General features: G+C 59.2%; 22 protein-coding genes. 15 read left to right on the top strand and 7 right to left on the bottom strand.

Annotated elements, in window-relative coordinates:
• The first annotated feature begins 24 nt into the window (after positions 1-24).
• The 8 genes from J3U06_RS02870 (at position 25) to J3U06_RS02835 (ending at position 7,338) form a co-directional block, all read left to right on the top strand.
• Positions 25-672, top strand: a complete 648-nt coding sequence (locus J3U06_RS02870; RefSeq protein WP_267444270.1) for an ACT domain-containing protein — start codon at positions 25-27, stop codon at positions 670-672.
• Between the two features lie 323 nt (positions 673-995).
• Positions 996-1,868, top strand: coding sequence for a hypothetical protein (locus tag J3U06_RS02865; protein ID WP_267444269.1), 873 nt, complete (start codon positions 996-998; stop codon positions 1,866-1,868).
• Positions 1,869-2,289: 421 nt separating this feature from the next.
• Complete coding sequence (locus J3U06_RS02860) at positions 2,290-3,471, top strand: NAD(P) transhydrogenase subunit alpha (RefSeq protein WP_267444268.1); 1,182 nt, start codon at positions 2,290-2,292, stop codon at positions 3,469-3,471.
• Positions 3,468-3,836, top strand: a complete 369-nt coding sequence (locus tag J3U06_RS02855; protein WP_267399641.1) for an NAD(P) transhydrogenase subunit alpha — start codon at positions 3,468-3,470, stop codon at positions 3,834-3,836. Before J3U06_RS02860 ends, J3U06_RS02855 begins: the two co-directional genes overlap by 4 nt.
• Positions 3,833-5,242, top strand: a complete 1,410-nt coding sequence (locus J3U06_RS02850; protein WP_267399640.1) for an NAD(P)(+) transhydrogenase (Re/Si-specific) subunit beta — start codon at positions 3,833-3,835, stop codon at positions 5,240-5,242. The genes J3U06_RS02855 and J3U06_RS02850 overlap by 4 nt, the downstream gene beginning before the upstream one ends.
• A 102-nt stretch (positions 5,243-5,344) precedes the next feature.
• Positions 5,345-6,370: a threonine aldolase family protein gene (locus J3U06_RS02845; RefSeq protein WP_267444267.1), complete on the top strand. Its 1,026-nt coding sequence runs from the start codon at positions 5,345-5,347 to the stop codon at positions 6,368-6,370.
• 267 nt (positions 6,371-6,637) lie between these two features.
• Positions 6,638-6,880, top strand: a complete 243-nt coding sequence (locus tag J3U06_RS02840; protein WP_267444266.1) for an alcohol dehydrogenase catalytic domain-containing protein — start codon at positions 6,638-6,640, stop codon at positions 6,878-6,880.
• 326 nt (positions 6,881-7,206) lie between these two features.
• Positions 7,207-7,338, top strand: coding sequence for a hypothetical protein (locus J3U06_RS02835; protein ID WP_267444265.1), 132 nt, complete (start codon positions 7,207-7,209; stop codon positions 7,336-7,338).
• Between the two features lie 175 nt (positions 7,339-7,513).
• Here the strand turns inward: J3U06_RS02835 and J3U06_RS02830 are convergent, their stop codons facing one another.
• Positions 7,514-8,419 carry a sensor histidine kinase gene (locus tag J3U06_RS02830; RefSeq protein WP_267444264.1) on the bottom strand — a complete coding sequence of 302 codons (906 nt, stop codon included), beginning with the start codon at positions 8,417-8,419 and terminating at the stop codon, positions 7,514-7,516.
• A 50-nt stretch (positions 8,420-8,469) separates the two neighbouring features.
• On the bottom strand, positions 8,470-9,162 hold the full coding sequence (locus tag J3U06_RS02825) for a response regulator transcription factor (protein WP_267444263.1): 693 nt from the start codon (positions 9,160-9,162) through the stop codon (positions 8,470-8,472).
• A 157-nt stretch (positions 9,163-9,319) separates the two neighbouring features.
• On the opposite strand from J3U06_RS02825, the gene J3U06_RS02820 reads away from it, so the two are divergent.
• Both J3U06_RS02820 and J3U06_RS02815 read left to right on the top strand, forming a co-directional pair.
• Positions 9,320-10,252 carry an ABC transporter ATP-binding protein gene (locus J3U06_RS02820; protein WP_267444262.1) on the top strand — a complete coding sequence of 311 codons (933 nt, stop codon included), beginning with the start codon at positions 9,320-9,322 and terminating at the stop codon, positions 10,250-10,252.
• Entirely contained in the window at positions 10,249-11,025 is a 777-nt protein-coding gene (locus J3U06_RS02815) for an ABC transporter permease (RefSeq protein WP_267444261.1), read from the top strand. The genes J3U06_RS02820 and J3U06_RS02815 overlap by 4 nt, the downstream gene beginning before the upstream one ends.
• An 11-nt stretch (positions 11,026-11,036) precedes the next feature.
• Here J3U06_RS02815 and J3U06_RS02810 read toward each other — a convergent pair whose 3' ends face one another.
• The 5 genes from J3U06_RS02810 to J3U06_RS02790 form a co-directional block, all read right to left on the bottom strand.
• Positions 11,037-12,209: a glycosyltransferase gene (locus J3U06_RS02810; protein WP_267399626.1), complete on the bottom strand. Its 1,173-nt coding sequence runs from the start codon at positions 12,207-12,209 to the stop codon at positions 11,037-11,039.
• A 77-nt stretch (positions 12,210-12,286) separates the two neighbouring features.
• Positions 12,287-13,150 (bottom strand): MetQ/NlpA family ABC transporter substrate-binding protein, encoded by an 864-nt coding sequence (locus tag J3U06_RS02805; RefSeq protein ID WP_267399625.1) that lies wholly within the window; start codon positions 13,148-13,150, stop codon positions 12,287-12,289.
• A 33-nt stretch (positions 13,151-13,183) separates the two neighbouring features.
• Positions 13,184-14,065, bottom strand: coding sequence for a MetQ/NlpA family ABC transporter substrate-binding protein (locus J3U06_RS02800; RefSeq protein WP_220236108.1), 882 nt, complete (start codon positions 14,063-14,065; stop codon positions 13,184-13,186).
• Between the two features lie 25 nt (positions 14,066-14,090).
• Positions 14,091-14,771 (bottom strand): methionine ABC transporter permease, encoded by a 681-nt coding sequence (locus J3U06_RS02795; protein WP_144085182.1) that lies wholly within the window; start codon positions 14,769-14,771, stop codon positions 14,091-14,093.
• On the bottom strand, positions 14,768-15,820 hold the full coding sequence (locus J3U06_RS02790) for a methionine ABC transporter ATP-binding protein (RefSeq protein WP_220236109.1): 1,053 nt from the start codon (positions 15,818-15,820) through the stop codon (positions 14,768-14,770). Before J3U06_RS02790 ends, J3U06_RS02795 begins: the two co-directional genes overlap by 4 nt.
• 114 nt (positions 15,821-15,934) lie before the next feature.
• Between J3U06_RS02790 and purT the strand changes: the two genes are divergently transcribed.
• The 5 genes from purT to purM all read left to right on the top strand — a co-directional run bounded on the left by purT (position 15,935) and on the right by purM (position 24,554).
• A complete protein-coding gene (gene purT, locus J3U06_RS02785) occupies positions 15,935-17,242 on the top strand; it encodes a formate-dependent phosphoribosylglycinamide formyltransferase (protein WP_416378918.1) in 1,308 nt (435 codons plus the stop codon).
• Positions 17,243-17,319: 77 nt separating this feature from the next.
• Complete coding sequence (gene purC / locus J3U06_RS02780) at positions 17,320-18,072, top strand: phosphoribosylaminoimidazolesuccinocarboxamide synthase (protein WP_267444260.1); 753 nt, start codon at positions 17,320-17,322, stop codon at positions 18,070-18,072.
• Between the two features lie 79 nt (positions 18,073-18,151).
• Positions 18,152-21,931 carry a phosphoribosylformylglycinamidine synthase gene (locus J3U06_RS02775; RefSeq protein WP_267444259.1) on the top strand — a complete coding sequence of 1,260 codons (3,780 nt, stop codon included), beginning with the start codon at positions 18,152-18,154 and terminating at the stop codon, positions 21,929-21,931.
• Positions 21,932-21,948: 17 nt separating this feature from the next.
• Positions 21,949-23,466, top strand: a complete 1,518-nt coding sequence (gene purF, locus J3U06_RS02770) for an amidophosphoribosyltransferase (protein ID WP_267430314.1) — start codon at positions 21,949-21,951, stop codon at positions 23,464-23,466.
• Positions 23,467-23,504: 38 nt separating this feature from the next.
• Entirely contained in the window at positions 23,505-24,554 is a 1,050-nt protein-coding gene (purM, locus tag J3U06_RS02765; RefSeq protein ID WP_267444258.1) for a phosphoribosylformylglycinamidine cyclo-ligase, read from the top strand.
• Positions 24,555-24,569 lie beyond the last annotated feature (15 nt).

Raw genomic sequence — 24,569 nt, 5'->3', positions numbered from 1 at the left:
CACTCGTGGAAGGATGTGGTTGGTTTGCTCACACTGGTTCAATTTATTGGATTTTTGCTGCTACTCATGGCCTTTGCTTCGAGGCAACTGCTAAGCCTGTCCAGCAGCAGTCAGGTCAACCTTGCTCTAAACCTTGTCGGCGCAAGCTTGCTGGCCGTCGATGCCCTGGCTACCCGGCAGTGGGCCTTTTTTGCCCTCGAATGCGGATGGGCCCTGGTTGCGCTATACGCCATCATCCGTTCCCACTTAAAAAGCAAGTCACTCACAACCAAGGATTGCAGCTCAGCGACAAGGCAGGGGCGGGGCATCTGCATCCAGCCCATAGAGGCGAACCTGGCCGTTTGCAAGGTTGCTGATTATACAGAGGTAGACCTGAACTCACCTTACGTTTTTACAGGACGAACCGACCAAGAGGCTTCATTGGTCTGTCCAGCCGAGATGGTTCCCAGCCAGACTCTGGAACGCAGCGACGGATGGCGGGCCTTACGCATTCAAGGCATTCTTGATTTTTCGCTAATCGGCATCCTGGCGCCGATTGCCACCATCCTGGCAGACAGGGGCATAGGCATTTTCGCTGTCTCGACCTACAACACGGACTATGTCCTTACCAAGGCCGAGGACTTCCCTGCCGCCCTGGATGCCCTCGACAAGTCAGGATATACAATCATCTGACTGATCACAGCAATAGCAGCGCTGTCCAAGAGTCAAAAGTTCAGATCATGGCCGCCGATGCAGACCATGAATAAACAAACACCTTCCGTCGTTGAATATATTGCAACGAATCCAGCGCTTTTGCAGGCCCCCTTCGTCTAACTCTCTGTGCTTCACCTGCACTTGGTCAATATCGAAATGATGCCGATCTAGCGCCGGTCAATGTCACTTTTACGAGAAAAGGACACATACACTGGCCTCAACGGAGGTTGCTTCCTGACAATAGGCAGGCTGCCAGATGACCTGCCACAAGTGACGGGGGAAGCACAAGCCTGGAGGATCAGATGAGCAACAATCGAAACGAACACGCAAATAAGAACCAAGGCAGGCATGAGGGCAACTCCTCACGGAGCGACAGCACACGAGAGAGTTTTCAGCAAACATCCATGAACGACAAGAACCGCATGCCAAAACCATTGGAAACTGCTAATGCCGGAAAAGAAAGCCAAACAGCAAATGCACCCGAGGCGAAGCATGCATCAGAGCAAACAGGCGAGAAGGAAGGCAGGAACCCGTCCAACAAGGATTCTGATCATGGCGGACCTAAAGCACTAAATAAGCAGGAACAGACCCTAACCCCCGAGCGTGCACAGTCCGGACACGTAGACAGAGAGCATGATGGCCCCTCTCATGGCGACGAGCCGAGCCAAACCAATAAGACTGTCGAGAAGCCATCTCAGTCGACTAAGGAAAGCAAACCAGCCAAACCGCCCAAGGCGAAAAACCATGATTCCTTCTATCTGGGCCTGGCCTCGGCAGTCTTGGTCGCAGCTCTGGGCCTCAGCCTGAGCACCATGCCGATCTTCTTCTCGTTGCCTCTTGCTGCCGTCTTATTCGGAATCGGCATCTGGCTCCTCTCCTATGCCAGCTTCAAGTCTCCCGGCAAACCAGAGGAAGAAGGGACGGAGGCTGACAGGCATACCAGGACGGTCGTTGTGGCGACGGTCCTTCTGGTTCTGCAGACCTTCATCATGGATGTGTTCATCTTCACCCGCATGGGAACGATCAACAAGCATCAGAACGCCGTCGTCATAGTTTGGATCATCGCCAGCATGATTGAAGCTCTGGCTGCCTTCGCCCTTATCTACCATCACGATCCATTGCATTCCAAATCCAAGGAACCGATTGCCGATGGGAACCACGACAAAGGGGCATGAGGCAATAACGGAATTATTGCAGTATCCACCTGAGTCCTATCCTCAACTTGGATACTGTGAACAATCGAAATGTGAGAGAATCTCAGAACAAGAGCCCATAAAGAAAACTGTCCGATAAAGGCAATCGAATCAAATCAGATCAACCGTTCTAGAGAAGGGAATATCAGCCTGGAGCAGGGCGCAGAACGAGACTGCTCCGCGGCTGATGTTCCCGCAGTCTGCTTCCTGATACGCCAAATTTCGGCATATGATGTCAAAGGTGACAAGATGGCCGGTTGTAGGCTCCAGTCAGGCAATCTGCCATATTCGATCGTCTGGAAATCGACTAGAATAAAGACGGATAGTTGCCCAAAAGTAACGGACGAAACCTATATTCTATATTGAAATTTTTCACACACAGTTGTGGAAGAAAAGGAAGGGTATGAGCGGACCAGAACAATCTCAGATAACTTTCGGGGTCCTGAATGAAACCAGCCATGATGAGTCGCGCGTGGCCTTGACGCCAGACATCGTGACCCATCTGGCGAGGCAGGGCATCATCTGTCTGATGGAGTCATGCGCTGGAGTCCGAGCCGGCTTCAGGGACGAGGATTATCAGCGAGCAGGGGCTGTAGTCACCGACAGGAATACAGTCCTGTCCAAATCCCAAGTCCTGGGCTTTGTCAACAGGCCAGACACATCCTTGCTGAGCCGGATACAAAACAAGACCTGGATCATCGGCATGCTGGGATCTTTCTCAGATCAGAATTACATCAAAGCCCTGGACGAGGCCGGACTGACGGGTATCGCCTTGGAACGACTCCCCCGTCAGCTCAGCTCTGCTCAGTCCATGGATGAAATGACCTCGCAGAACTCAGTCATGGGATACAAGGCAGCTCTGGTGGCTGCCGATGCCTATGGATCCTTCTTCCCCATGATGACCACTGCAGCAGGAACCATCCGGCCAGCCAAGGTTCTGGTTCTGGGCGCCGGCATTGCAGGACTGCAAGCCATCGGAACCGCCAAACGTCTGGGAGCCGTAGTCACCGCCTACGATGTCAGACCCGCCTCCAGGCAGGAGGTGGAATCCCTGGGAGCCAAGTTCCTTGACCTGGGACTGGATTTCTCCAAAGGTCAGGGCGAGGGCGGCTATGCGCGCCAGCTGAACAGCCAGGAGCAGGCTCAGCAGCAGGCAGCGGTGGATGCCAAGGCGGCAGGTTTCGATGTGGTCATCACCACAGCCAAGGTCCCAGGAGGGAAGCCGCCCAGGCTCCTGAGTGCCAAGGGAGTAGCCAATCTACACCCCGGAGCCGTGGTGGTGGACTGCGCAGCCAGCGATCTTGGCGGCAACGTTGAGGGGTCGCAGGTAGGAACCACGACCACGCATGAGGGAGTCATCATGATAGGTGCGCCATACTTGGCAAGCGGTGTGGCCACGACGGCCTCCAGCCTTCTGGCCAGGAATGTGGCGGACGTGTTGGTTCATTTTGTCCGCAATGGAGCGCTGAGCATCAAGGCAGATGATGGAATAGATCAGGCGCTGGTCGTAACAGGAACAGCAGAGTCTGGCGCGCGCGGAAGCGCAGACGCGGCAAGCAGTGAGAAGAAAGGCCACCAGCAATGAATTCCTTGGTCATAGCAATTACACTCTTTATCTTGGCTCTGCTGATCGGCGTTGAAGTGATCGGCAAGGTTCCGGCCACCCTTCATACGCCTCTGATGTCCGGAGCAAACTCAATCCATGGCATTGTGATCGTCGGCGTGGTCATCATTGCAACGGAGGCGCACTCCCCGCTTTCCTACGTCCTCATTTTCCTGGCGGCCATACTTGGTGCCATGAATGTGGTGGGCGGCTATGTAGTGACGGACAGAATGCTGGAGATGTTCAAATCATCGAAATCCGGCAGGAAAAAGAACAAAGACGACCAGAACCACCAGGCTTCGGCCGTCCCGGTAGCGAATGCTGAGGACGGGGGAGCCGACAAGTGAACACCCTCGACATCATCACCTGGTTCGTCTACCTCCTCTCCTCGGTCATGTTCGTCATGGGGCTGCACTGCATGAACTCCCCCAAAACGGCCCGCACAGGCAATAGGATTTCTGCAGCAGGCATGATCATCGCCGTAGCCATGGCCTTCATCCACCTGTTCGCCACCGGTTTCGCCTCCTCCCTGGCCATCGTTCTGCTCGTGCTCGGCATCCTGATCGGGTCCGCAGCAGGGGTCTACTCGGCCAGGAAGGTCAAAATGACGGACATGCCCCAGCTGGTTTCCGTCTTCAACACGGTCGGCGGCGGCGCAGCAGCCCTGGTCGCCTTGAACGACATACTCACTTCCGAAGGTACCCCGACTCTGGTGGTGCTGATCACCGCCGGGCTCGGTGTGGTCATCGGTTCCGTCACCTTCACCGGTTCCCTGATAGCTGCCGGCAAGCTTCAGGGCGTCAGCCTGATCAAAAACCTGAAGCTGCCGGCCAAAGCTGTCTGGAATGTGCTCTTCGCCCTGCTGACGGTGCTCTGCCTGGTCATGCTCTGCCTGAATCCAGACAATCGGACCCCATGGGCCCTCCTCACGGCCATATTCGCCCTAGGCTACGGACTGGTCTTCGTCATCCCCATCGGCGGCGCTGACATGCCCGTGGTCATTTCTGTTCTGAACGCCTGCACTGGCACAGCTGTGGCCATGAACGGCCTGGCCATCGACAACGTCGCCTTGATCGTGGCTGGCGCACTGGTCGGTGCCGCTGGAGCGACCCTGTCCGTCCTGATGGCACAGGCCATGAACAGGCCTCTCCTGAGCGTTCTAGCTGGAGGGTTTGGCGGTTCCTCTGTCAGCGCCAGCCAGGATCAGGGTGCCCAGGGGACTATGAAGGAGACCACACCCGACGATGTGGCTGTCCAGCTGGTCTACGCAGACAAGGTCATCTTTGTCCCCGGCTTTGGTCTGGCTCAGGCTCAAGCCCAACGCGAACTGGCCGACTTGGGCGAGCTGCTCAAGGGTCATGGCGTGGAGGTCTCTTACGCCATCCATCCGGTGGCTGGCCGCATGCCCGGACATATGAATGTCCTCTTGGCCGAGGCCAACGTCCCCTATGAGGAATTGATCGACCTCGACGACATCAATCCCCAGTTCCCATCAGCCAACGTCGCCTTGGTGGTTGGCGCCAATGACGTGACCAACCCCGCGGCCCGCCGACCAGGGACCGCAGTATCCGGCATGCCCATCCTGGACGTTGACAAGGCCCAGCATGTTGTCGTTCTCAAACGAGGTCGTGGCAAGGGCTATGCAGGCATCGAAAACGAGCTCTACTTCAATCCGAATACGCAGATGCTCTTCAACGATGCCAAGGTCAGCCTTCAGGCGATCATTGCATCGGTCAAGGAACTTATCGCCTGAGCATCTGCTGGACGACCTGTCGCATATGCTGTAGTCAGATCCATGACTCCAGATCGGTTTGGCTGATCCGGGGCCGATTATCGTCGAACAGGAAGGACCCGCATGCTGTCATTCGTCAACGACTATTCCGAGGGCGCCCACCCCGCAGTCCTGCAACGGCTAATCGACACCAACATGGAGCACCTTCCCGGCTACGGCAAGGATCGGTACTGCTTTTCCGCCGCACAGAAGATCGCTCAAGCCTGTGACTGTCCCCAGGCCCAGGTTTATTTCATGGCCGGAGGGACTCAGACCAATCAGGTCGTCACCTCCTGCCTGCTGAAGTCCTACCAGGGGGTGGTCGCTGCGGATACTGGCCATGTCAACGTCCACGAGGCCGGTGCCATTGAAGCCATAGGCCACAAGGTCCTCACCATCCCCAGCAAACAGGGCAAAATTCGCGCAGGAGATCTTAACGCCTTCCTTGATGGCTTCTACGCCGACGGAAACCATGAGCAGATGGTCTTCCCCGGCATGGTTTACATCTCCCATCCCACCGAGTATGGGACCCTCTACACCCGCCAGGAGCTGGAAGATCTCTCGCAGACCTGTCGGAAATACAAGATCCCGCTCTACCTGGACGGGGCCAGGCTGGGATATGGACTAGTGGCTCCAGGAACCGATGTCGATCTGGCGGACATAGCCCGTCTCTGCGATATCTTCTACATCGGAGGAACCAAGGTGGGCGCGCTCTGCGGCGAAGCGGTGATCTTCCCCAGGGGGAATGCTCCCGAACATTTCAGCACCATGATCAAAAGAAGGGGGGCCCTTCTGGCCAAGGGAAGGCTCTTGGGAGTGCAGTTCGACGCTCTTTTCACCGATGACCTCTACCTGCGCATCAGTCGAAGCGCCATCCAGACAGCAGCGATGATCAAAGAGGCCCTGCGTGAGAAGGGGTATCAGATTGTTATGGATTCCCCAACCAACCAAACCTTCATCTGTCTGGACAATGAGCGCATGGAGGAGCTGTCCAAGCAGGTCGCCTTCGACTTCTGGGAACGCAGCGATGCAACCCACACCGTGATCCGACTGGCCACCTCCTGGGCGACGACAGTCGAGGACACCCAGGCTCTGATCAATCTGCTGTAAAAGCCGCTCAAGCTAAACCAAAGCAAACCAAGGCCATCCCGCCACCCCTTCCCTGCCGGTCATCCTCAGGGGAGGGATACTCATATATACGTGAACTTTTTCATCCGCTCTGTAGACACGACCAATCCCACATTGTTGGACATATCACACTCTTTCGGGATGAGTGAAAGCTGGCGTTCAGCAGGATTTTTATTGCAACGATGCTGATGCGCACACTCCCCGCCCTGAGCATAGGAACGGAAATGCTTCAATAATGAAAGGGAGCCTATGAAAGCCATTGTTTTCGAACAATTCAACACCTTCCCCACCCGCAAGGAAGTGCCGGAGCCGACCCCTGGGAGCGGCGGGGTTCTGCTCAAGGTTGCTGGGGCAGGTTGCTGCCATTCCGATGTATCCGTCGTCCAGGACTGCACGCCGGAAACCTGGAGCCGCACCAAACCGCCGATTATTCTGTGGCATGAGACCACCGGCTGGATCGAAAAGGCGGTCCCCCGATGTCACGGGCTTTAAGAAGGGTGATCCGGATGCGGCCACTACCCTGACTGCTTGGCTGTCCAAGAGAACTAATGCTCCAGCTCCGTAACCAATAAATCCCTGGCCTTGGGTCTGGGTCGCGACGGCGGCATGGCAGAATACATGACCGTCCTGGCCCGCAACCTGGCGCCGCTGGGCAATACGGATCTAATTGGCCCCCCCTCCTAGCTGACGCTGCCCTGACCCCCTACCACGATCCGGGCTGCCATGCCTCATCTGAACGGCGGCGGAAAGCACGCTCTGGTCATTGGCCTGGGCGGACCGGCCCAGATCGCCATTCAGATTCTTCACGCCCTGCCAACATGTATCGCAACAGCCAGATTGAGGCTGAGATCGAAACCTATGCGCTGGACAACGCCCTCAATGCCCGCCACAAGCTGGTCGACAACAAGTTCTCTGCCAGGGCTGTTGTAGTCCCGCACACCAAGACCTGATCTTCCCTAGCGCGTAGGTGAGAAAGCGGATCGCCTATCGGTCGGATTGAAGCATGGTCAGATTTGTGTCCTGACACCATTTTCCGCCTACCTGCACTTGATGGCCTGTCATGGTCTTTTCACAAGGACCGTGACAGGCCATAGCATCCAACCGAGGGGATCAAACCCGCATTGTTTACAGTTCGTTCGATTGCGAAGCATCACTCAACAGCAAGTGGATCGAGAAAATACCGTTGGCGGATTCCAGCCTCATTGAACCGCCGAGCGAATCCACCAGGGAATCAACGATGCTCAGACCTAGACCTGTGCTTCTGATCTTGGTCCGTGATTGGTCCTCGGTCTGGAACCGTTCCATCAGCCTGTCTACATCGACGGCTCCGTCCCTAGTTTTGTTGCCGAAGTCCAGATGAACCCGCCCATCTTCGCCCTGGTGCAGGTCCACCCAGGCTGATTCCTCCGCATACTTGAGCCAGTTGCCAATCAGATTCTGGATCACCCGACTCATCATGGTCTGGTCCGTCGTTATTTCCACACCAGCTTGGATCCTGGGCTCCACCGTGACCGACTGTGCGGTCAAAGAATCGAAGGCGTTGAAGAGCTCCTGCTGAACCAGGGCCGACAGGTTCACCCTACTCAAATCCAGACTCACGCTCTTCTCTTGAATCAGATTGAAATCCATCAGGTAATGCAGATAGTGATCCACCGACTGCAGGTTGTTGAGAATCTTGTTTAGCTGCTCCTGGTCGTCCGATTCCTCTTTGAGCAGTTGGGCGTATCCCCTAGCCACGGTTAGAGGGGTCTTGATGTCATGGGTCAGATTGGTCAGCATCTGTCGGACCTGTTTATTCTGCTCAGCCTGGGTGATCTGCAGCCGTCTGGTTTTGTTCAGAATGGCGTTGATCCTATTCGCCAGAGTGCGGATGAGTCCGATATTGGCCCCAGTGGTTACTAGGGCATTGGAGTCCGCATGGTTGATGAAATCCAGATCACTGCTGATTCGTTTGAGGTCGACAATCAACAGTATCAGTTTAATCGCCAATGCTAGGGCGACAAGACCCAGAACAAGTGCAACCACCTTCACGGATTCACCTCCGATGACCCCTTATTCGTCGTCCCGCTTTCCACCCAAATTCAGACTAGGCGAACGCCGATACCCCAGACCGACACGATGTAGCGCTGGCTTCCAGCATATTTGTTAAGACTGGTCCGCAAGGTACTCAGGTGCACATTGAGAGTATTCTCGGCATTGATGTATGAATGGTTCCAAACCTGTCTGTAGAGGTCCTCCTTCTCGAAAACCCGATGCGGATGGTCCATCAGAAGCTCAAGGATGGCGAATTCTTTGCGAGCCAGATCGACCCTGTGCCCATCAACGCTGACCGTGTGCTCCATCCGGTCCAGCTCGATCCCCTCGAAACAAATCTTGGCGTCAGATTCACCTGCTGTATCCGCATCCGCTTTCAGTGCCACGGATTGGCGCAACTGAACCCGGACGCGAGCGCGAAGCTCGTCGATGTCGAAAGGCTTGGTCACATAATCATTGGCGCCCTGCTCCAAGAGGCTGACGGTCCTGGTCTTATCCTGGATGGCCGTAAGGATGATGACCGGCACCGAAGACATGCGTCGAATGGCCTTGAGGACGCTGTCCCCGGTGATTACGGGGAGCATCAGATCCAGAAGGATCAGGTCGGGTTCCTCCTGCTGGAAGCGAGCTAAGGCTTGGGCGCCTGTGGTCGCCTGGATGATCCGATAGGTCTCGCCCAGTACATCCTTGAGCAGGGACTGGATGTCCTCCTGATCCTCCACGACCAGAATCGTCGGCATGCTTTCTTCCTTTCACGGGTCACACTCATGTTACTGAAGCCGTCTCACAATGCCAGTCTCGCCCAATCGGATTTATGTAATTCTTAATGATTTCTTTGCCAAGCACTTAAGAAAGGCATTTTAGATTCTCTAATAGCGACACAGAGAAAGGAACTCCATGGATTATACCATTTTGGATATTAGCCATGTCAGCAAACGGTTCGGCCGCTTCCAGGCACTAGAGGATCTCAGCCTTTCCATAAACAGGGGTGAGATCTACGGGTTGATCGGCGAGAACGGTGCTGGCAAAACCACCCTGATGCGTCTGATAACCGGACTCTCCCCCATGCAGAAGGGAACCATAAGGCTGATGGGGCGCACAATTAGCAAGAACAGGCGCATTCTGAGCAGAATAGGCTCGATCATTGAGGCTCCGGCCGCCTTCAAAAAACTGACCGTCAGCCAGAACATGAAACTGACAGCCATCCAGCACGGGCTGGCCGACGACAAGGCCATCGTCCAGGCCATCGACTTCGTTGGTCTGGGCGAGAAGGCCAAAACTCGGGCCGCTCACCTCTCTCTTGGTCAGCGTCAGCGCCTGGGGTTGGCCATGGCCATCCTCACCCGGCCCGATTTCCTGATCCTGGACGAGCCCATCAACGGCCTGGACCCGGCAGGAATCATCGAATTCAGGACACTTCTGGGAAAGCTCAATAAGGAGCGCCAGACGACCATTCTCATCTCCAGCCATATTCTGAGCGAACTCTACCTGGTCTCCTCCCGGTTCGGGTTCATCAGCCACGGCCGCCTGATCAAGGAGGTAGACAAGGATGAACTGGACCGGATCAATCAGAATGGACTGTTGATCGACGTGGACCAGAGCTCCAAAGCCGCCACGATCATGGATCGCCAGGGAATCGGCCCCTTTCAAGTCCTTGACGACCATCAGATTCTGATCAGGCAAGGGAATCTGGAACCGGGCCCCATCAACAGTCTTCTGGTTCAGAAAGGCATCCTGGTCAATCAAATCAGCCAGCAGAAGGGATCGTTGGAGGGTTATTTCGCAGATCTGCTGAATAAGGACCCTCAAGAGTCGAGGAGGCAACAATGATTAACCAGATCAGGGCCGACTTTTATAGGCAGCGACACTCCATCGGCATGCTGCTTCTGCTGATTGCCACTGTGGCCCTCGGCATCGGGACCACCTGGAGCAAGACCACTGTGGGCATCAGCACGGGCGGGGAAGAATACGCTCATAAACTTTCGGAAATCCAAGGCCAGAGCTGGACCATCAGGACAGGCCTGCAAGCTGGTGTCGCCTCCGCCACGTCCCTGATCTACTTTTATATCGCAGTCTTCGTTATCGTCATTGGTTCGGAGTACAGCCAGCACACCCTGAAGAACACGTTGACCTCGGGCATCTCGCGCATGCAATTCATCTTAGGCAAGTACGCGACCATCCTGATTGACATCATCCTCATGACCCTGTGCTACTTCATCGCCATCCTGCTGACCGGACTGGCCCTTGGAAGGAAGCCCGGAGTCGGCTGGGGCATCTTGTACAAGGATGTGGCCGTCATGACCCTATCGGTCAGCTTCTGCATCTCCGTCATCATCAGCCTGGGCATCGTCCTGTTGATCCTTACCCAATCCATAGTCATTCCAGCGGTAGTGATCGTGATATGGCCCGTGCTAATCGGCCTCATAGAGTTGACGGCGAAATGGAAATGGCTGCGATACTTCGACTTCGTCGGGTTCGGCCAACAGATTGTTCTGGATACGCTGAAGGCAGATCAGGCTTGGATCTATGCCGGCGTATCCGTGGGCGTGGTCCTGGTGGCCATCATCGGGTCGGCTCTGATCATATCCAAGAAGGAGATCTAAGCCAGATCGGGCTATGCCTGGTCCTGCTCTTGATTGTTGGCGACCTGCATGACCATCTTGGCAAAGGCTCTGACGGAAGCATCCAGGGAATAATGCTCTTTGGCATGTTCGGCGTAGCGTCTGGACCAGACCGCAAGTGCATCAGGATGGTCTATCCACCAGTCAACTTGCGCAGCCAGTGCCTGGGCCTTGCCGACCGGGAAGAGCGAGTGTTCAACCAGAGCGAAATGGCCGGCGGCGCTCAGATCGGATTGTGCTATTACCGGGACTGCGCCGCAGGCCATCCCCTCTAGGACGCTGACCGATTCCAGGTCCGCGATGGAGGGATGGACCAGTAGATCGGCCTGTCTGAGCAGATCAGGCATGGTCGTGTTGTGATGGAATCCAATCGAGACCTGCGTGCCGTTCAGCTGCCTGGCGGCCTCCGCCTTCAGACGGCGCTCCATGGGACCTGTGCCAGCTATGGTCAGGCTGATTCTGCGTCTGTTCCTGCACAGGGCCAGAGCACGGATCAGAGTCAGATGGTCCTTTTCCCGGGCCAGCCTGCCAGAGGCCATGACTTGGATCAGCCGGTCGGGTCGCTGCCGCTCGTATCGGCCCCGCTCATATCGGTCACCGGGGTTGAACCTGGGCTGGTAGCCGTTGGATATGACATGCAGGTGGGCCTTGTACCCATGCGAGCGCAAGAGGTCAGCCGTCAGCTGGGTAGGAACGTGGATGTGCCTGACGTGATCGTAGAGCCAGAATCGAAAGAGCCGGTAGATGGCCGCATCCACCCCGGGCAGGTAGCGCAATGGACCAGCTGAATAGGTGATGTTCTCAGGCTGAATGTGAAACCCGGCAGTCACCGGTATGCCCATGAACCTGGCCTGTGCCAGGGCGGCACGGCCGAAGGCGAAGGGTTCGTAAATATGGACCAGATCCACACCGGCAAAGGCCCTTCGGAAAAGTTCCGGATCAGCACGAGCGAAGCTCATCTGCTGTCTGGCCGCCACATGAGAGACTAGAGGAATTCGATGCACCCGCGCCGGATAGTCGGTCGAGCCTACCCCCACCAGACGGACCTGGTGCCCCAGCGCTTCCAGACCCTGGGCGTATTGGATGGCGGAGTTGGAGGTCCCATTGCCCCTGTTGCCGAAGGAATCCAGGACCAGGGCCAGCGTCAGGCGATCATGATCCCTCATCAACGTTCCCTCCGCTGTTCAACTGTTGCAGACTTGGGTCGGACCAGGACAGGGCGACCACCCGATTGCACCCACTATTAGTAGGAGAAGGCCGGGACGGCCGCCCCACGGTAGTAGCGGTTGATGGCATCAGCCACATAGCGACTATGGTAGGCGGAGACCAGAGCTTTGTAGTCGGGGTCATTTTTGTCAGCCTGTCTGGCCACGATGATGTTGACATAGGGATGATTGGCTGGCGATTTGAGATCGCCGGGCACCTGGTAGATGGCATCCTGGATCTTCATGCCAGCATCCAGGATGAAATTGGTGTTGGTGATTCCCGCCGCATAGTCGGGCAGGACCTTGACGATCCCCGGTGGATCGACCTGATCCAGGACCAGCCCGCGCGGGTTGTCTACGATATCTTCGGGAACCGGCGTGGTGGCCTTGGGGTCTCGCAGACCGATCAGCCCGGCGCTGGCAAGCACCTTCAGGGAGCGGCCCAAGTCGATAGGATCGCTGGGTATTGCCAAACGGTCACCATAGCCTATCTGGTCAACGCTCCGGTACTTCTTTGAGTAGAGGTTGAGGGGTGAGATGTAGGTGTCGCCAATGGCTGCGAACCGGTACCCGTGCTGCTTGGACTCCTGCTCCAGAAAGGCATAGTGCTGGAAGGCATTCAGGTCAATCTCCCCGTTGGACAGTGCCTGATTGGCGTAACGCCCATATTGGAAGGAGCGGAGCTTGATTTTTATGCCGGCCCGGCGCTGGTCCAGTTGGTGCTGAACGGCCTTCCAGATCTCCTCATCAGCATCGCCCACCAGACCGATGCTGATCTCCCGCTGGCCGCGATCGGGCTGGTTGACCCTGACATAGGCCACTCCCATCAGGACGGCGACCACCAGGATGACGACCGAGACAGCTGCCAGCTCTCGCTTGGCCCTGGTTCTCCTGGTGCTCATATCCATCCTCCTTCATTTGTTGAACCTATCGCATCAGGAAACCTTGAAAGCCGGCAGGCAGGCCCCCTTGTAGACATGGACGATGGTGTCGGCCACGGGCTTGGAATGGTAGGCTCGCACCACTGCGGCGTAGGTGGGGTTATTCCGCTGATCCTTGGTGGTGACGATGATGTTGACGTAAGGCTTGTTGGCCGGGTTCTGGAGGTCGTAGGGAACCTCGTGGATGGCATCATGCACACTGCGACCTGCATCGACCACGAAGTTGGCGTTGGTGACCCCGCCCGCATAGTCGGGCAGCAGGTTGAGGATGCCAGCCGGATCCACCTGCTCGATGCGCAGATGCTTGGGGTTGTCCACCACATCCTCGGGCAGTGGGTTGGTAGCTTTAGGGTCGCGCAGACCGATCAGTTTGGCATCAGCCAGGACCTTCAGGGCACGGCCCATGTTGGTGGCGTTGTTGGGGATGGCCACCCGGTCGCCGTCCTGGAACTGCGATGGCTTGGCATAGCGCTGCGAGTAGAGGTTCATGGGCGAGATGTAGGTATTGCCAAGCACGGCCAGCTGGTAATGGTTGGTCTTTACATCGTCCTCCAGGTAGGCGTAATGCTGGGCGGCGTTGAAGTCCACCTCGCGGTTGGCTGTGGCCTGGTTGACATAGATGGCGTCCTGGAAAGGCTTGAGCTCGATCCTGATGCGTTCGCCCCGCCGATCCAGCTCTGCCTGGACAGCCTTCCAAATCTGATCGTCCGAACTGCCAATGACGCCGACCTTGACGACCTTGACATCGGCACCCACCTGGTTCAGACGGACATCGGTACCGACCACCAGCGCCAGCAGGAGGACGATGACCAGGCTGAGCGCCGCCAGCTGGACCTTGGCTCGGTTCTTTTTGCCGACGCGATTACGACCGACCACAATAATCTGACCTTTCCCGGGTTGCTCAGTGTTCGACGACCTCGGCCAGAAGCCGGCCGAACAGTTCGATCAGGGCGATGAAGATGACCAGCACAATGATGGTGGCGATGGTCACGTCGTTCATAGACCGCTGGTAGCCCAGACGGATGGCGAAGTCGCCCAACCCGCCACCGCCCACAATGCCCACGGTGGCGGTCTCGCCCACCAGGCTGACGATGGTAATGGTGGTCACCCGGATGATGGAGGGGATGCCCTCACGCAGGTAGACGTGCCAGATGATCTGCCAGGTGGTCATGCCCATGGACTCCGCCGCCTCGACATACCCAGGGTCCAAACCGGCCAGGGCCGACTCGATCTGCCGGGAGAAGAAAGGCGTGATGCCCACGACCAGCGGGAAAATTGCCCCTTTAGGCCCGATGGCCGTACCCATGAGCATTCTGGTCACCGGCACCAGAGCGGCCGCCAGAATAATGAAGGGAATGGAGCGGAAGAGGTCAATCAGCTTGTCCAGAATGGTGAACACCAGGCCGTTGTGACGGATGCCATCACGTCGGCTGATGATCAGCCCCACCCCGATGACCAGAGCCAGCAGGAAGGAGATCACCCCTGAGACGCCGACCATGACCAAGGTCTGAACCATGCTGCTGAAGAACTCAGGCAATCGGCTCATGACGTTGGGGAACCAGGTGGTGAGCAGGGACGTCATGATTTGAGGACCTCGATTCCGATGTTGCGCGAGCGCAGGTATCCCATGGCCCGACGGATATTTTCCGGTTCGCCGCCCATCCTGACCACCAGACCCCCCAGGGGTGCTCCCTCCACCACATCGATGTCGCCGAAGATGATGTTGACGTCCAGGTTGTAGCGACGGCTGATGGTGGAGACCAAAGCCTCGGAGACCTCCTTGGAGACATAGGACATGCGCATGAGGATCTGCCCAGGCTCCAGGGCCACCAGGGGCGAATCGGCGGCCATCAGATCCTTGACCTTTTCCAGGTTGGATGTGGTGGCCACGAAAGACTTGGTCAGCTGGGCCTTGGGGTCTGCAAAGACGTCGAAGACCCGGCCCTGCTCCACAATGACGCCCTGATCGATGACTGCCACCCGGTTGCAGATCTGCCGGATAACCGACATCTCGTGGGTGATCATGACCACGGTGATGCCCAGCTGGTCGTGCAGGTCACGGAGCAGCTGAAGAATGGAGCGCGTGGTGGTCGGATCCAGTGCGCTGGTGGCCTCATCGCTGAGCAGGATATCCGGCTCGTTGGCCAGTGCTCGGGCGATGGCCACGCGCTGCTGCTGGCCACCGGAGAGTTCGGCGGGATAGTGGTCGGCCAGCTCAGTCAGCCCTACCAATTCCAGAAGCTCGGACACCCGGGCCCGTCGAGATGCACGGTCGCGGCTGCTCCCCCGCAGAGGAAGGCCCACATTATCGGCCACCGTCCTGGATGGCATCAGGTTGAAGTGCTGGAAGATCATGCCCGTACGACGCCTCAAGTCCCTGAGCTCGGCCGGAGCCAGATACTTGACCTCGCGACCCCGGACCTTGACGCTGCCCGAGTCATAATCCTCCAGCCCGTTGATGCAGCGGACCAGGGTGGACTTGCCAGCCCCGCTCAGTCCGATGATGCCAAAAATATCTCCAGTCTCGACAGTCAGATCGATGTCGGCCAGTGCCGTCTTGTCTTCGTCGTCGTCGCTGTGATAGGTCTTGGTCAGGTGCTCCATCCGCACAGCCGGTATCCGCTCGCTCACGTTCCCGCCTTCCCTGGTCGACTGCCTGACATGGTAATCGTCCCGGCGGCCAGTGGACAAGAAGGCCTCTATAGATGTCGTTTATAGGCATGTATCGATAGTCGGTGACAGAATATGAGTATGCGCGCATCCGGTCAGCAGCGGATTATCAACACTATCGATCCAGGGAAGCGGTCGTTCGGCTCTCCTCTGGGGCCAAGATCCACACGAGTCCTTCTCCTAGGGGCCGGCGAACTCGGCCGCGAGATCGCCATGAGCCTGATGCGACTGGGGGCCTGGGTAGGTGCGGCGGACTCCTACCCTGGCGCACCGGCCACCCAGGTGGCCCATGTCGGCTACCAGGTGAGGATGAGTGACCCCCAGGCTCTTGAGGACCTGATCGAAATGGTCAAGCCCGATCTGATCGTGCCAGAAGTCGAGGCCATCGCCACTGACCGTCTGGCCGGCGCCGCAGCCCGTGGCATCCAGGTAGTGCCTGCCGCACCCCTGGCGGCCATGTGCATGGACCGCAGGGCCCTGCGCGTCTTCGCCCACGAGCAGGTAGGTCTGCCCACTACCCCCTATCAGTTCGCCAGCTCCCTCGAAGAGCTGGCCAGGGCGGCGGACCAGGTGGGCTACCCCTGCATGGTCAAACCTCTGATGAGCTCCTCCGGACACGGACAGACCCTGGTGCGAAGCAGGGAAGGTTTGTCTCAAGCCTGGAATTCGGCACTGACCCAGGGCCGGGCAGCCATCAGGCATCAGGGCGAGGCCGAGATCATTGTGGAGGCTCTGGCCCCCCTAGCGCATGAGCTGACCGTTCTGACCGTGGCTTCCTCCGCCGGCGTGGCCACCTGCACGCCCATCGGCCAGCGGCAGGAGAACGGCGACTACCGGCTCTCCTGGCAACCGGCGGAGCTGAATCCTGACATCTTGCAGCAGGCCCGGAGCATGGCCACCAGGCTGGTTCATGCCATGACCTCCCTGGCATGTCAAAGCGGGGAGACCGGGTGGGGGGTCTACGGAGTGGAGATTTTCGTTCTGCGCGATGGCTCGCTGCTCTTCAACGAGGTGGCCCCGCGCCCCCATGACACCGGCATGGTGACTATGATCTCCCAACGCCTGACCGAGTTCGACCTTCACGCCCGGGCCATCCTGGGCATTCCCGTCCATCAGGAGGATCTGGCCCTGAGTCTGCAGGAGGGCGCCTACGCGGTCAGCCGACCCATCCTGGTCAGGGGCCAGGGACCTGTCAGTTTCCAAGGTCTGCCGCAGGCCCTGGACCATCCAGGCACCGATCTGCGCATCTTCTCCAAACCAGAAGTGCTTGGTCTGCGCCGCATGGGCGTGGCCCTGGCCCAGGGTCCTGACCTGCAGACTGCCCAAGAACGGGCCGAAGCCGTGGCCGGCGATCTGAAACCTCAGGTGGGCTCGGAGATGTAACTCGGGCTTGCTATGGTGGTCATGTCCCAAGAAGTGCAGATGTTTCCAATTCGCAACAAACTCGAGGAAGGCGAACCGTGGAAAAGTTGGGGATGCGCTATCAAGGCAAGGCCAAAAAACTGTACGAAACGGATGATCCGAACGTGCTCTGGGTTGAGTACACCGATCAGGCCACGGCGGGGAACGGAGCCAAGAAGGCCAATATCGAAGGCAAAGCCAGACTGAACAACAGGATCACCACGGTGATATTCTCCCTGCTGGCACGCCGGGGCATCCCCAGCCACTTCGTACGCAGCATCTCGGATACCGAACAACTCAATCGCCGGCTGGACATGTTCCCCTTGGAGGTCGTCATGCGCAACCGGGCCGCAGGCTCTTTCGCCCAGCGGTACGGGGTTGCGGAAGGCACCGCCTTGAAGCAGCCGGTGCTGGAGTTCTTCTACAAGTCCGATCCCCTGGATGATCCATTTATCAACCGGGATGACATTCTGGCCCTGGGGCTGGCCACCGAGCAGGACCTGGACATCGTCGCCGCAAAGACCAGGGAGATCAACGGGGCGCTGACCGACATCTTCCACGCCATCAACGTAGAGCTGGTGGATTTCAAGATCGAAATGGGCAAGACCGAATCGGGCATCATCCTTCTCGGCGACGAGATCACCCCCGACACCTGCCGGCTCTGGGCGATTGGCAACAATAATGACGGCCAGGTCACCCACCTGGACAAGGACATCTTCCGCAGGGATCTGGGCAGCATCATTCCGGCTTATCAAACCATTCTGGATGGGCTGACCGAATTGGAGGAGCGCGAAAGCCAATCGAACGGCTGAATCGATCGACCCGGAAGCGAGCTTATCGCCTCCGGGTTTTTCATAGGTCCCTAACCAATCCATCACGAAAGGATCCATCGTGCTCTTCCGTGTCTATACCGAGAAAAAACGGGGCTTCGACCAGGCCGCCGAGAGGCTTGCCGAACAGCTTCGCACCCTGCCGGGCGTGCAAGGGCTGACCGGCCTGCGCATGTTCAACCGCTACGATCTGGAAGGCATCGACGAAGACCTCTTCAAACGTTGCCTGCCCACGGTCTTTGCCCAGCCCCAGACCGATCTGGTGGTCACCCGACTGGAGGAAGCCCTGCGCATGAAGGGCGACGGGGACCTGCCGCCACTGGACTCCCCCATGCTCTTCGCCGTGGCCCCTCTGCCGGGTCAGTTCGATCAGCGAGCCGACTCCGCAGCCCAATGTGTCCAGTTGGTAGGCCAGGGCGCCCGACCCTTGGTGGCCACAGCTACTGTTTACCTGCTCCAGGGCGACCTGAATGCCGGGCAGATTGAAGCCATCCGCAATTACCTGGTCAACCCGGTGGACTCACGGGTGGTAGGGCTGGAGCAGCCCAAGACCCTGGCCATGCCTGATGACAATCCGGATCCAGTGCCTGTATTGGACGGGTTCCGCGATCTGGACGATCCTGAACTTGAAGCGCTGATTGACAAGCTGGACCTGGCCATGGATCTGCCGGATATCCGCTTCTGCCGGGACCACTACCGTCAGGAGAAGCGCGACCCCACCCTGACCGAGCTCAAGGTGATCGACACCTACTGGTCCGACCACTGCCGGCACACCACCTTCAACACCAGGCTGGAGCGGATCGAGGCGGACAACCCCCGGGCTCACGCCACGCTGGAGCATTACCGGGCCATTCGCGCAGAGTTGGGCCGTCAGGACCGGCCGGAATGTCTGATGGACATGGGCACCATCGGAGCCAAGTACCTGCAGAAGCGCGGCATCCTGAACGACATGGACCAGTCCGAAGAGGTCAACGCCTGCACTATCCGAACCAAGGTCGACGTGGACGGCCAGGATCAAGACTGGCTCTTTCTGTTCAAAAATGAAACGCATAACCATCCCACCGAGATCGAGCCCTTCGGTGGTGCCGCCACCTGCATCGGCGGAGCCATCCGTGATCCCCTGTCCGGAAGGGGCTACGTCTACCAGGCCATGAGGGTCAGCGGGGCAGCGGATCCCCGCCAGCCCCTGGATCAGACCCTGCCGGGCAAGCTACCCCAGAGCCGTATCGTCCGTCAGGCAGCCGATGGCTACTCCTCCTATGGCAACCAGATCGGGCTGGCCACTGGGCAGGTTCGGGAGATCTACCACCCCGGCTATGCAGCCAAGCGGATGGAAGTGGGCGCTGTAGTGGCCGCCACCCCGGCCGACCATGTGATCCGCCGTCGGCCCGCACCCGGCGATCTGATCATCCTGGTAGGCGGAAGAACCGGCCGCGATGGAATCGGCGGCGCGACCGGAGCCTCCAAGTCCCAGAACGAAGAAAGTCTGGAACGCTGCGGAGCCGAGGTGCAGAAGGGCGATGCCCCTGAGGAGCGCAAGCTCCAGCGCCTCTTCCGTCGCCCGGAGGCAGCCAGGCTGATTGAGCGTTGCAACGACTTCGGAGCCGGCGGCGTTGCCGTGGCCGTAGGCGAGCTGGCGGACGGGCTGAATGTGGACCTGGATCGGGTGCCGCTCAAGTACCAGGGGCTGGACGGGACTGAAATCGCCATTTCCGAGAGCCAGGAGCGCATGGCCGTGGCCCTGCCTGCCAAAGATGCGCCCGCCTTCATCAACTGCGCCCGGCAAGAGGACCTTGAAGCCACCGTCATCGCCGAGGTCACCAAAGAACCCCGGCTGCGGATGACCTGGCGGTCAGACACCATCGTGGATATCCCCCGCTCCTTCCTGTCCTCCAACGGCGCCCCTCACAAGGCCGATGCCCAGGTGGCGGTTCCCGCTCCCTACCATGCCCCATTCGAGGTCCAAGGCAGCCTGGATGCACGCATGAGAGCCCTGCTTGCGGACATCAATGTCTGCTCCCAGCAGGGTCTGGCTGAGCAGTTCGACTCCACCATCGGTGCAGGCACCATCCTCATGCCCTTCGGTGGAGCCCGACAGCTGACACCGGCCCAGGCCATGGTGGCCAAGCTGCCCGTGGATGGGCACACCACCACCGCCTCGGCCATGGCCTGGGGATTCAACCCCTGGATCAGCAGCCAGGACCCTTACACCGGAGCCTACCTGGCCGTGGTCGAGAGCCTGGCCAAGCTGGTCGCCTCTGGCTTCAGCCGTTCCCGGGCCCACCTGAGCCTGCAGGAGTACTATCCCAAGCCCGGCGACGACCCCCGGCGTTGGGGTCTGCCGGTGGCCGGCGTCCTGGGAGCCCTCCAGGCTCAGCTGGATCTTTCCGTGGGTGCCATAGGTGGCAAGGACTCCATGTCCGGCAGCTTCGAGGACCTAGATGTGCCGCCCACCCTGATCAGCTTCGCCGTGGCCCTGGGACAGGCCAAGGATGCTATCTCCCCCGAATTCAAGGCAGCGGACCGCCAGGTCTATCTCTTGGCGCCCGATTACCAGGAGGACGGATTGCTGCCCGATCCGGAGAGCCTGCGGACCGTTATGGACCAGGCGGAGGCGCTGATCAGCCAGGGCCTGGTGGATGCGGCTGCCACTCCAGGCTACGGATGCATGGCCCAATCCCTGATGGAGATGTGCCTGGGCAACAAGATCGGGCTGGATATGGCAGCAAACACTGCTATATCGGCGCTCTTCCGTCCCGCCTATGGAAGCTTCCTCCTGGAGGCCTCTGGTCCGGAGCCCCTATTTATTCAGGATTCCGGTCTGCATCTGCACCTTCTGGGGCACACCCGTGAGGATTACCGCCTGCGCTGCGGCAGCGAGGATCTGGACCTGGCCGAACTCGAGGAGATCCGTGCCAGGGGTCTGGAATCAATCTTCCTATACCGAGGCCATGGCGACCCGGTGCCGACCATTGGCCGCACCGACCGTGAGTCCGGCAGGCCTGCTGCGCGCAGATCCAAGGGGACTTCCAAGACCGCACACCCCAGGGTGGTCATGCCCGTCTTCCCGGGAACCAACTGCGAGTTCGACTCCGCCCGGGCCTTCCGGGACGCTGGAGCCCAGGTGGATACCGTGGTCATCCGCAATCTGAATGCCGAGGACGTGACCGAGAGCTCCCGCCGCCTGGCCCAGGCCATCCACAGTAGCCAGATACTGATGCTGCCCGGAGGCTTCTCCGGCGGCGATGAGCCCGATGGTTCGGCCAAACTGGTGGCATCCTTCCTGCGTTCGAACCAGGTTGCCGATGCCCTCCAGGAACTTTTGCAGGACCGGGACGGGCTGGTTCTGGGTGTCTGCAACGGCTTCCAGGCGCTGATCAAGCTGGGCCTGGTTCCCTACGGCAAAATCGTCACCGGCTCGCCCGAGGATCCCACCCTGGCCGTCAACGCCATCGGCCGCCATCAGAGCCGTCTGGTCCACACCCGGATCAGCTCCACACGCTCCCCCTGGCTGAGCGCCTGCCGGGTGGGTGAGATACACACCATGCCCATCAGCCACGGGGAAGGGCGGTTCGTGGCCGAGCCCGGCCTCCTGCGCACCCTGATCGACCGAGGACAGGTGGCCGCCCAGTACGTGGACGAGCAGGGCCGTCCCTCCATGGATCCACTGGTCAACCCCAATGGATCCGACATGGCCGTCGAGGCCATCACCAGCCCGGACGGCCGGGTATTGGGCAAGATGGGCCACACGGAGCGCAGCGGCCCCGACCTGTATCTCAACGTGCCCGGAAAACATACACAGCCGCTCTTCCAGTCGGGAGTGGACTACTTTGCCGCCTAGGGGAAAGGACGTAGACCATGTCGTTGGAGCTTGAAGGCATCCACGAGGAATGCGGGATCTTCGGGGTCTGGGGCCACCCCGACGCCGCCCGGCTGACCTACTTCGGCCTGCACGCCCTGCAGCACCGCGGCCAGGAGGGTGCCGGCATCGTTTCCAACGACCAAGGGCACCTGATCGGGCGGCGAGGTCTGGGTCTGCTCACTCAGGTCTTTCCTGACGAATCCAGCCTGACACCGCTGACCGGGAACCGGGCCGTTGGCCATGTCCGCTACGCCACGACCGGCTCAGGGTCCATCGAGAACATCCAGCCCTTCGTCTTCCGCTTCCATGACGGGGACATAGCCCTGGCCCACAACGGTAATCTGACCAACTGCAACAGCCTCAAGGCGCAGCTGGAGGATCAGGGGGCCATCTTCCACTCCAACTCAGACACCGAGGTGCTCATGCACCTGATCCGGCGCAGCCCTGAAAAGGACTTCATGGCGGCGCTCAAGCAGGCCCTGCGCCAGGTCCATGGCGGCTTCGCCTACCTGCTCATGACCGAAGATGCCATGATCGGAGCTATGGATCCCAACGGCTTCCGCCCCCTCTCCCTGGGCCAGCTGCCAGGAGGGGCCTATGTCCTGGCCTCTGAGACCTGCGCCCTGGACCTGGTCGGCGCCACGCTGGTGCGGGACATCGGCCCCGGCGAGATCGTCCGGGTGGACGACTCGGGCTACAGCATCGAGCGCTATACCGATCAGACCTGCCTGTCCATCTGCTCCATGGAGTTCATCTACTTCGCCAGGCCCGACTCCAATATTTATGGGATCAACGTCCATTCGGCACGCAAGCGAATAGGGGCCAGACTGGCCCGCGAAGCTCCGGTGGATGCCGACATGGTCATCGGAGTGCCCAACTCCTCCCTGTCCGCCGCCTCAGGATATGCCGAGGCGGCCGGGCTGCCTAACGAGATGGGGCTGATCAAGAACCAATATGTGGCCCGCACCTTCATCCAGCCCAGCCAGGCCATGCGCGAGCAGGGCGTCAGGATGAAACTGGCGGCTGTACGCGGCGTTGTAGCCGGCAAACGGGTGGTGGTCATCGACGATTCCATCGTCCGAGGCACCACTTCGCGCAGAATCGTCCGCCTGCTCCGGGAGGCCGGGGCCAGCGAGGTGCACATGCGCATCGCCTCCCCGCCCCTGCGCTACCCCTGCTACTACGGCATCGACATCCAACGGACCTCCGAGCTGATCGCCGCCAAGAAGTCCGTGGAGCAGATCAGAGAAGCCATTGGAGCCGATTCCCTGGCCTATCTGAGTCTGGACGGTCTGGTGGAATCCATCGGCCTGGGCCGTGATGCGCCCTATCAAGGGCTCTGCGTGGCCTACTTCAACGGAGACTACCCAACGCGGCTTGACGACTATGAGCAGGGCTTCCTGGCCTCGCTGACCCCAGAGGACCGGGCCCGGCTGGAAGCTTCCAAGGGATCCTACGGGCTTGACATGCCTGCAGGCTCGAGACAGGGAGCCGACCAATCCATTGAGCACTAGCGAAGAACAGAACAGACAGGGTATAGAAAGGGGCAGCCATGCCGAAGGCATATGAGCAGGCTGGGGTATCGGTAGAGGCCGGATACGAACTGATCGACAGGATCCGCTCCCACACGGCCAGAACGCGTAGGCCGGGTGCCGGCGATATCGGCGGCTTCGGCGGCGACTTCGACCTGTCTGCGCTCAATTACCGCCACCCAGTCCTGGTTTCAGGCACTGACGGCGTGGGCACCAAACTGATGGTGGCCCGGGAAGCCGGCCGTCATGACACCATCGGTCAGGACTGCGTGGCCATGTGTGTCAATGACATCATCGCCCAGGGGGCCGAGCCGCTGATCTTTCTGGACTACATCGCCTGCGGGCACAACGACCCGGCTCTGCTGGAGCAGGTGGTCAAGGGTGTGGCCGACGGCTGCGTTCAGGCTGGGGCTGCCCTGGTAGGCGGGGAGACCGCCGAGATGCCCGACATGTACCAGCCCGACGAATACGATCTGGCCGGATTCACCGTGGGTGTGGTCGAACGGGAGTCCCTGGTGGACGGTTCGGCCATCAAGGAAGGCGACCAGCTGATCGGTCTGCCCTCCTCGGGTGTCCACTCCAACGGTTTCTCCCTGATCCGTCAGGTCCTGCTGGATCAGGGGGGCATGAAGCTGGAGGATCGGCCCTACCAGCTTGATGGACGGACTCTGGGAGAGGAACTGCTGACCCCCACCCGTATCTATGTCAAAGCCCTACGTCCGCTCTTCGCCTCGGGCCTGCTCAGGGGCGCAGCACACATCACTGGCGGTGGCTTTGTGGAGAAGGTGCCGCGAATCCTGCCCGAGGGACTGGCCGCCAGCTTCAACCTGAATGCCTGGAAGGTGCCGCCCATCTTCACCATGATCGAAGAGATGGGCAGGGTCGACCATTTGGAGATGTACAACATCTTCAACATGGGCATTGGGATGGTTCTGGTGGTTTCTCCTGACCAGCTGGACCAGGCCCGTGCAGTCCTGGATGAGGAGCAGGAACCCTACGCTCTGATCGGACAGGTGACAGATGCTCAAAACGGCCAGCAGGTCATCCTTAACGACAACGGTCGTCAGTAATAGCGAGAGGAGCCC

The organism is Bifidobacterium sp. B4142 (genome assembly GCF_026537325.1).
Lineage (GTDB): Bacteria > Actinomycetota > Actinomycetes > Actinomycetales > Bifidobacteriaceae > Bombiscardovia.
This window is presented reverse-complemented; position numbering and strand designations above follow the sequence as displayed.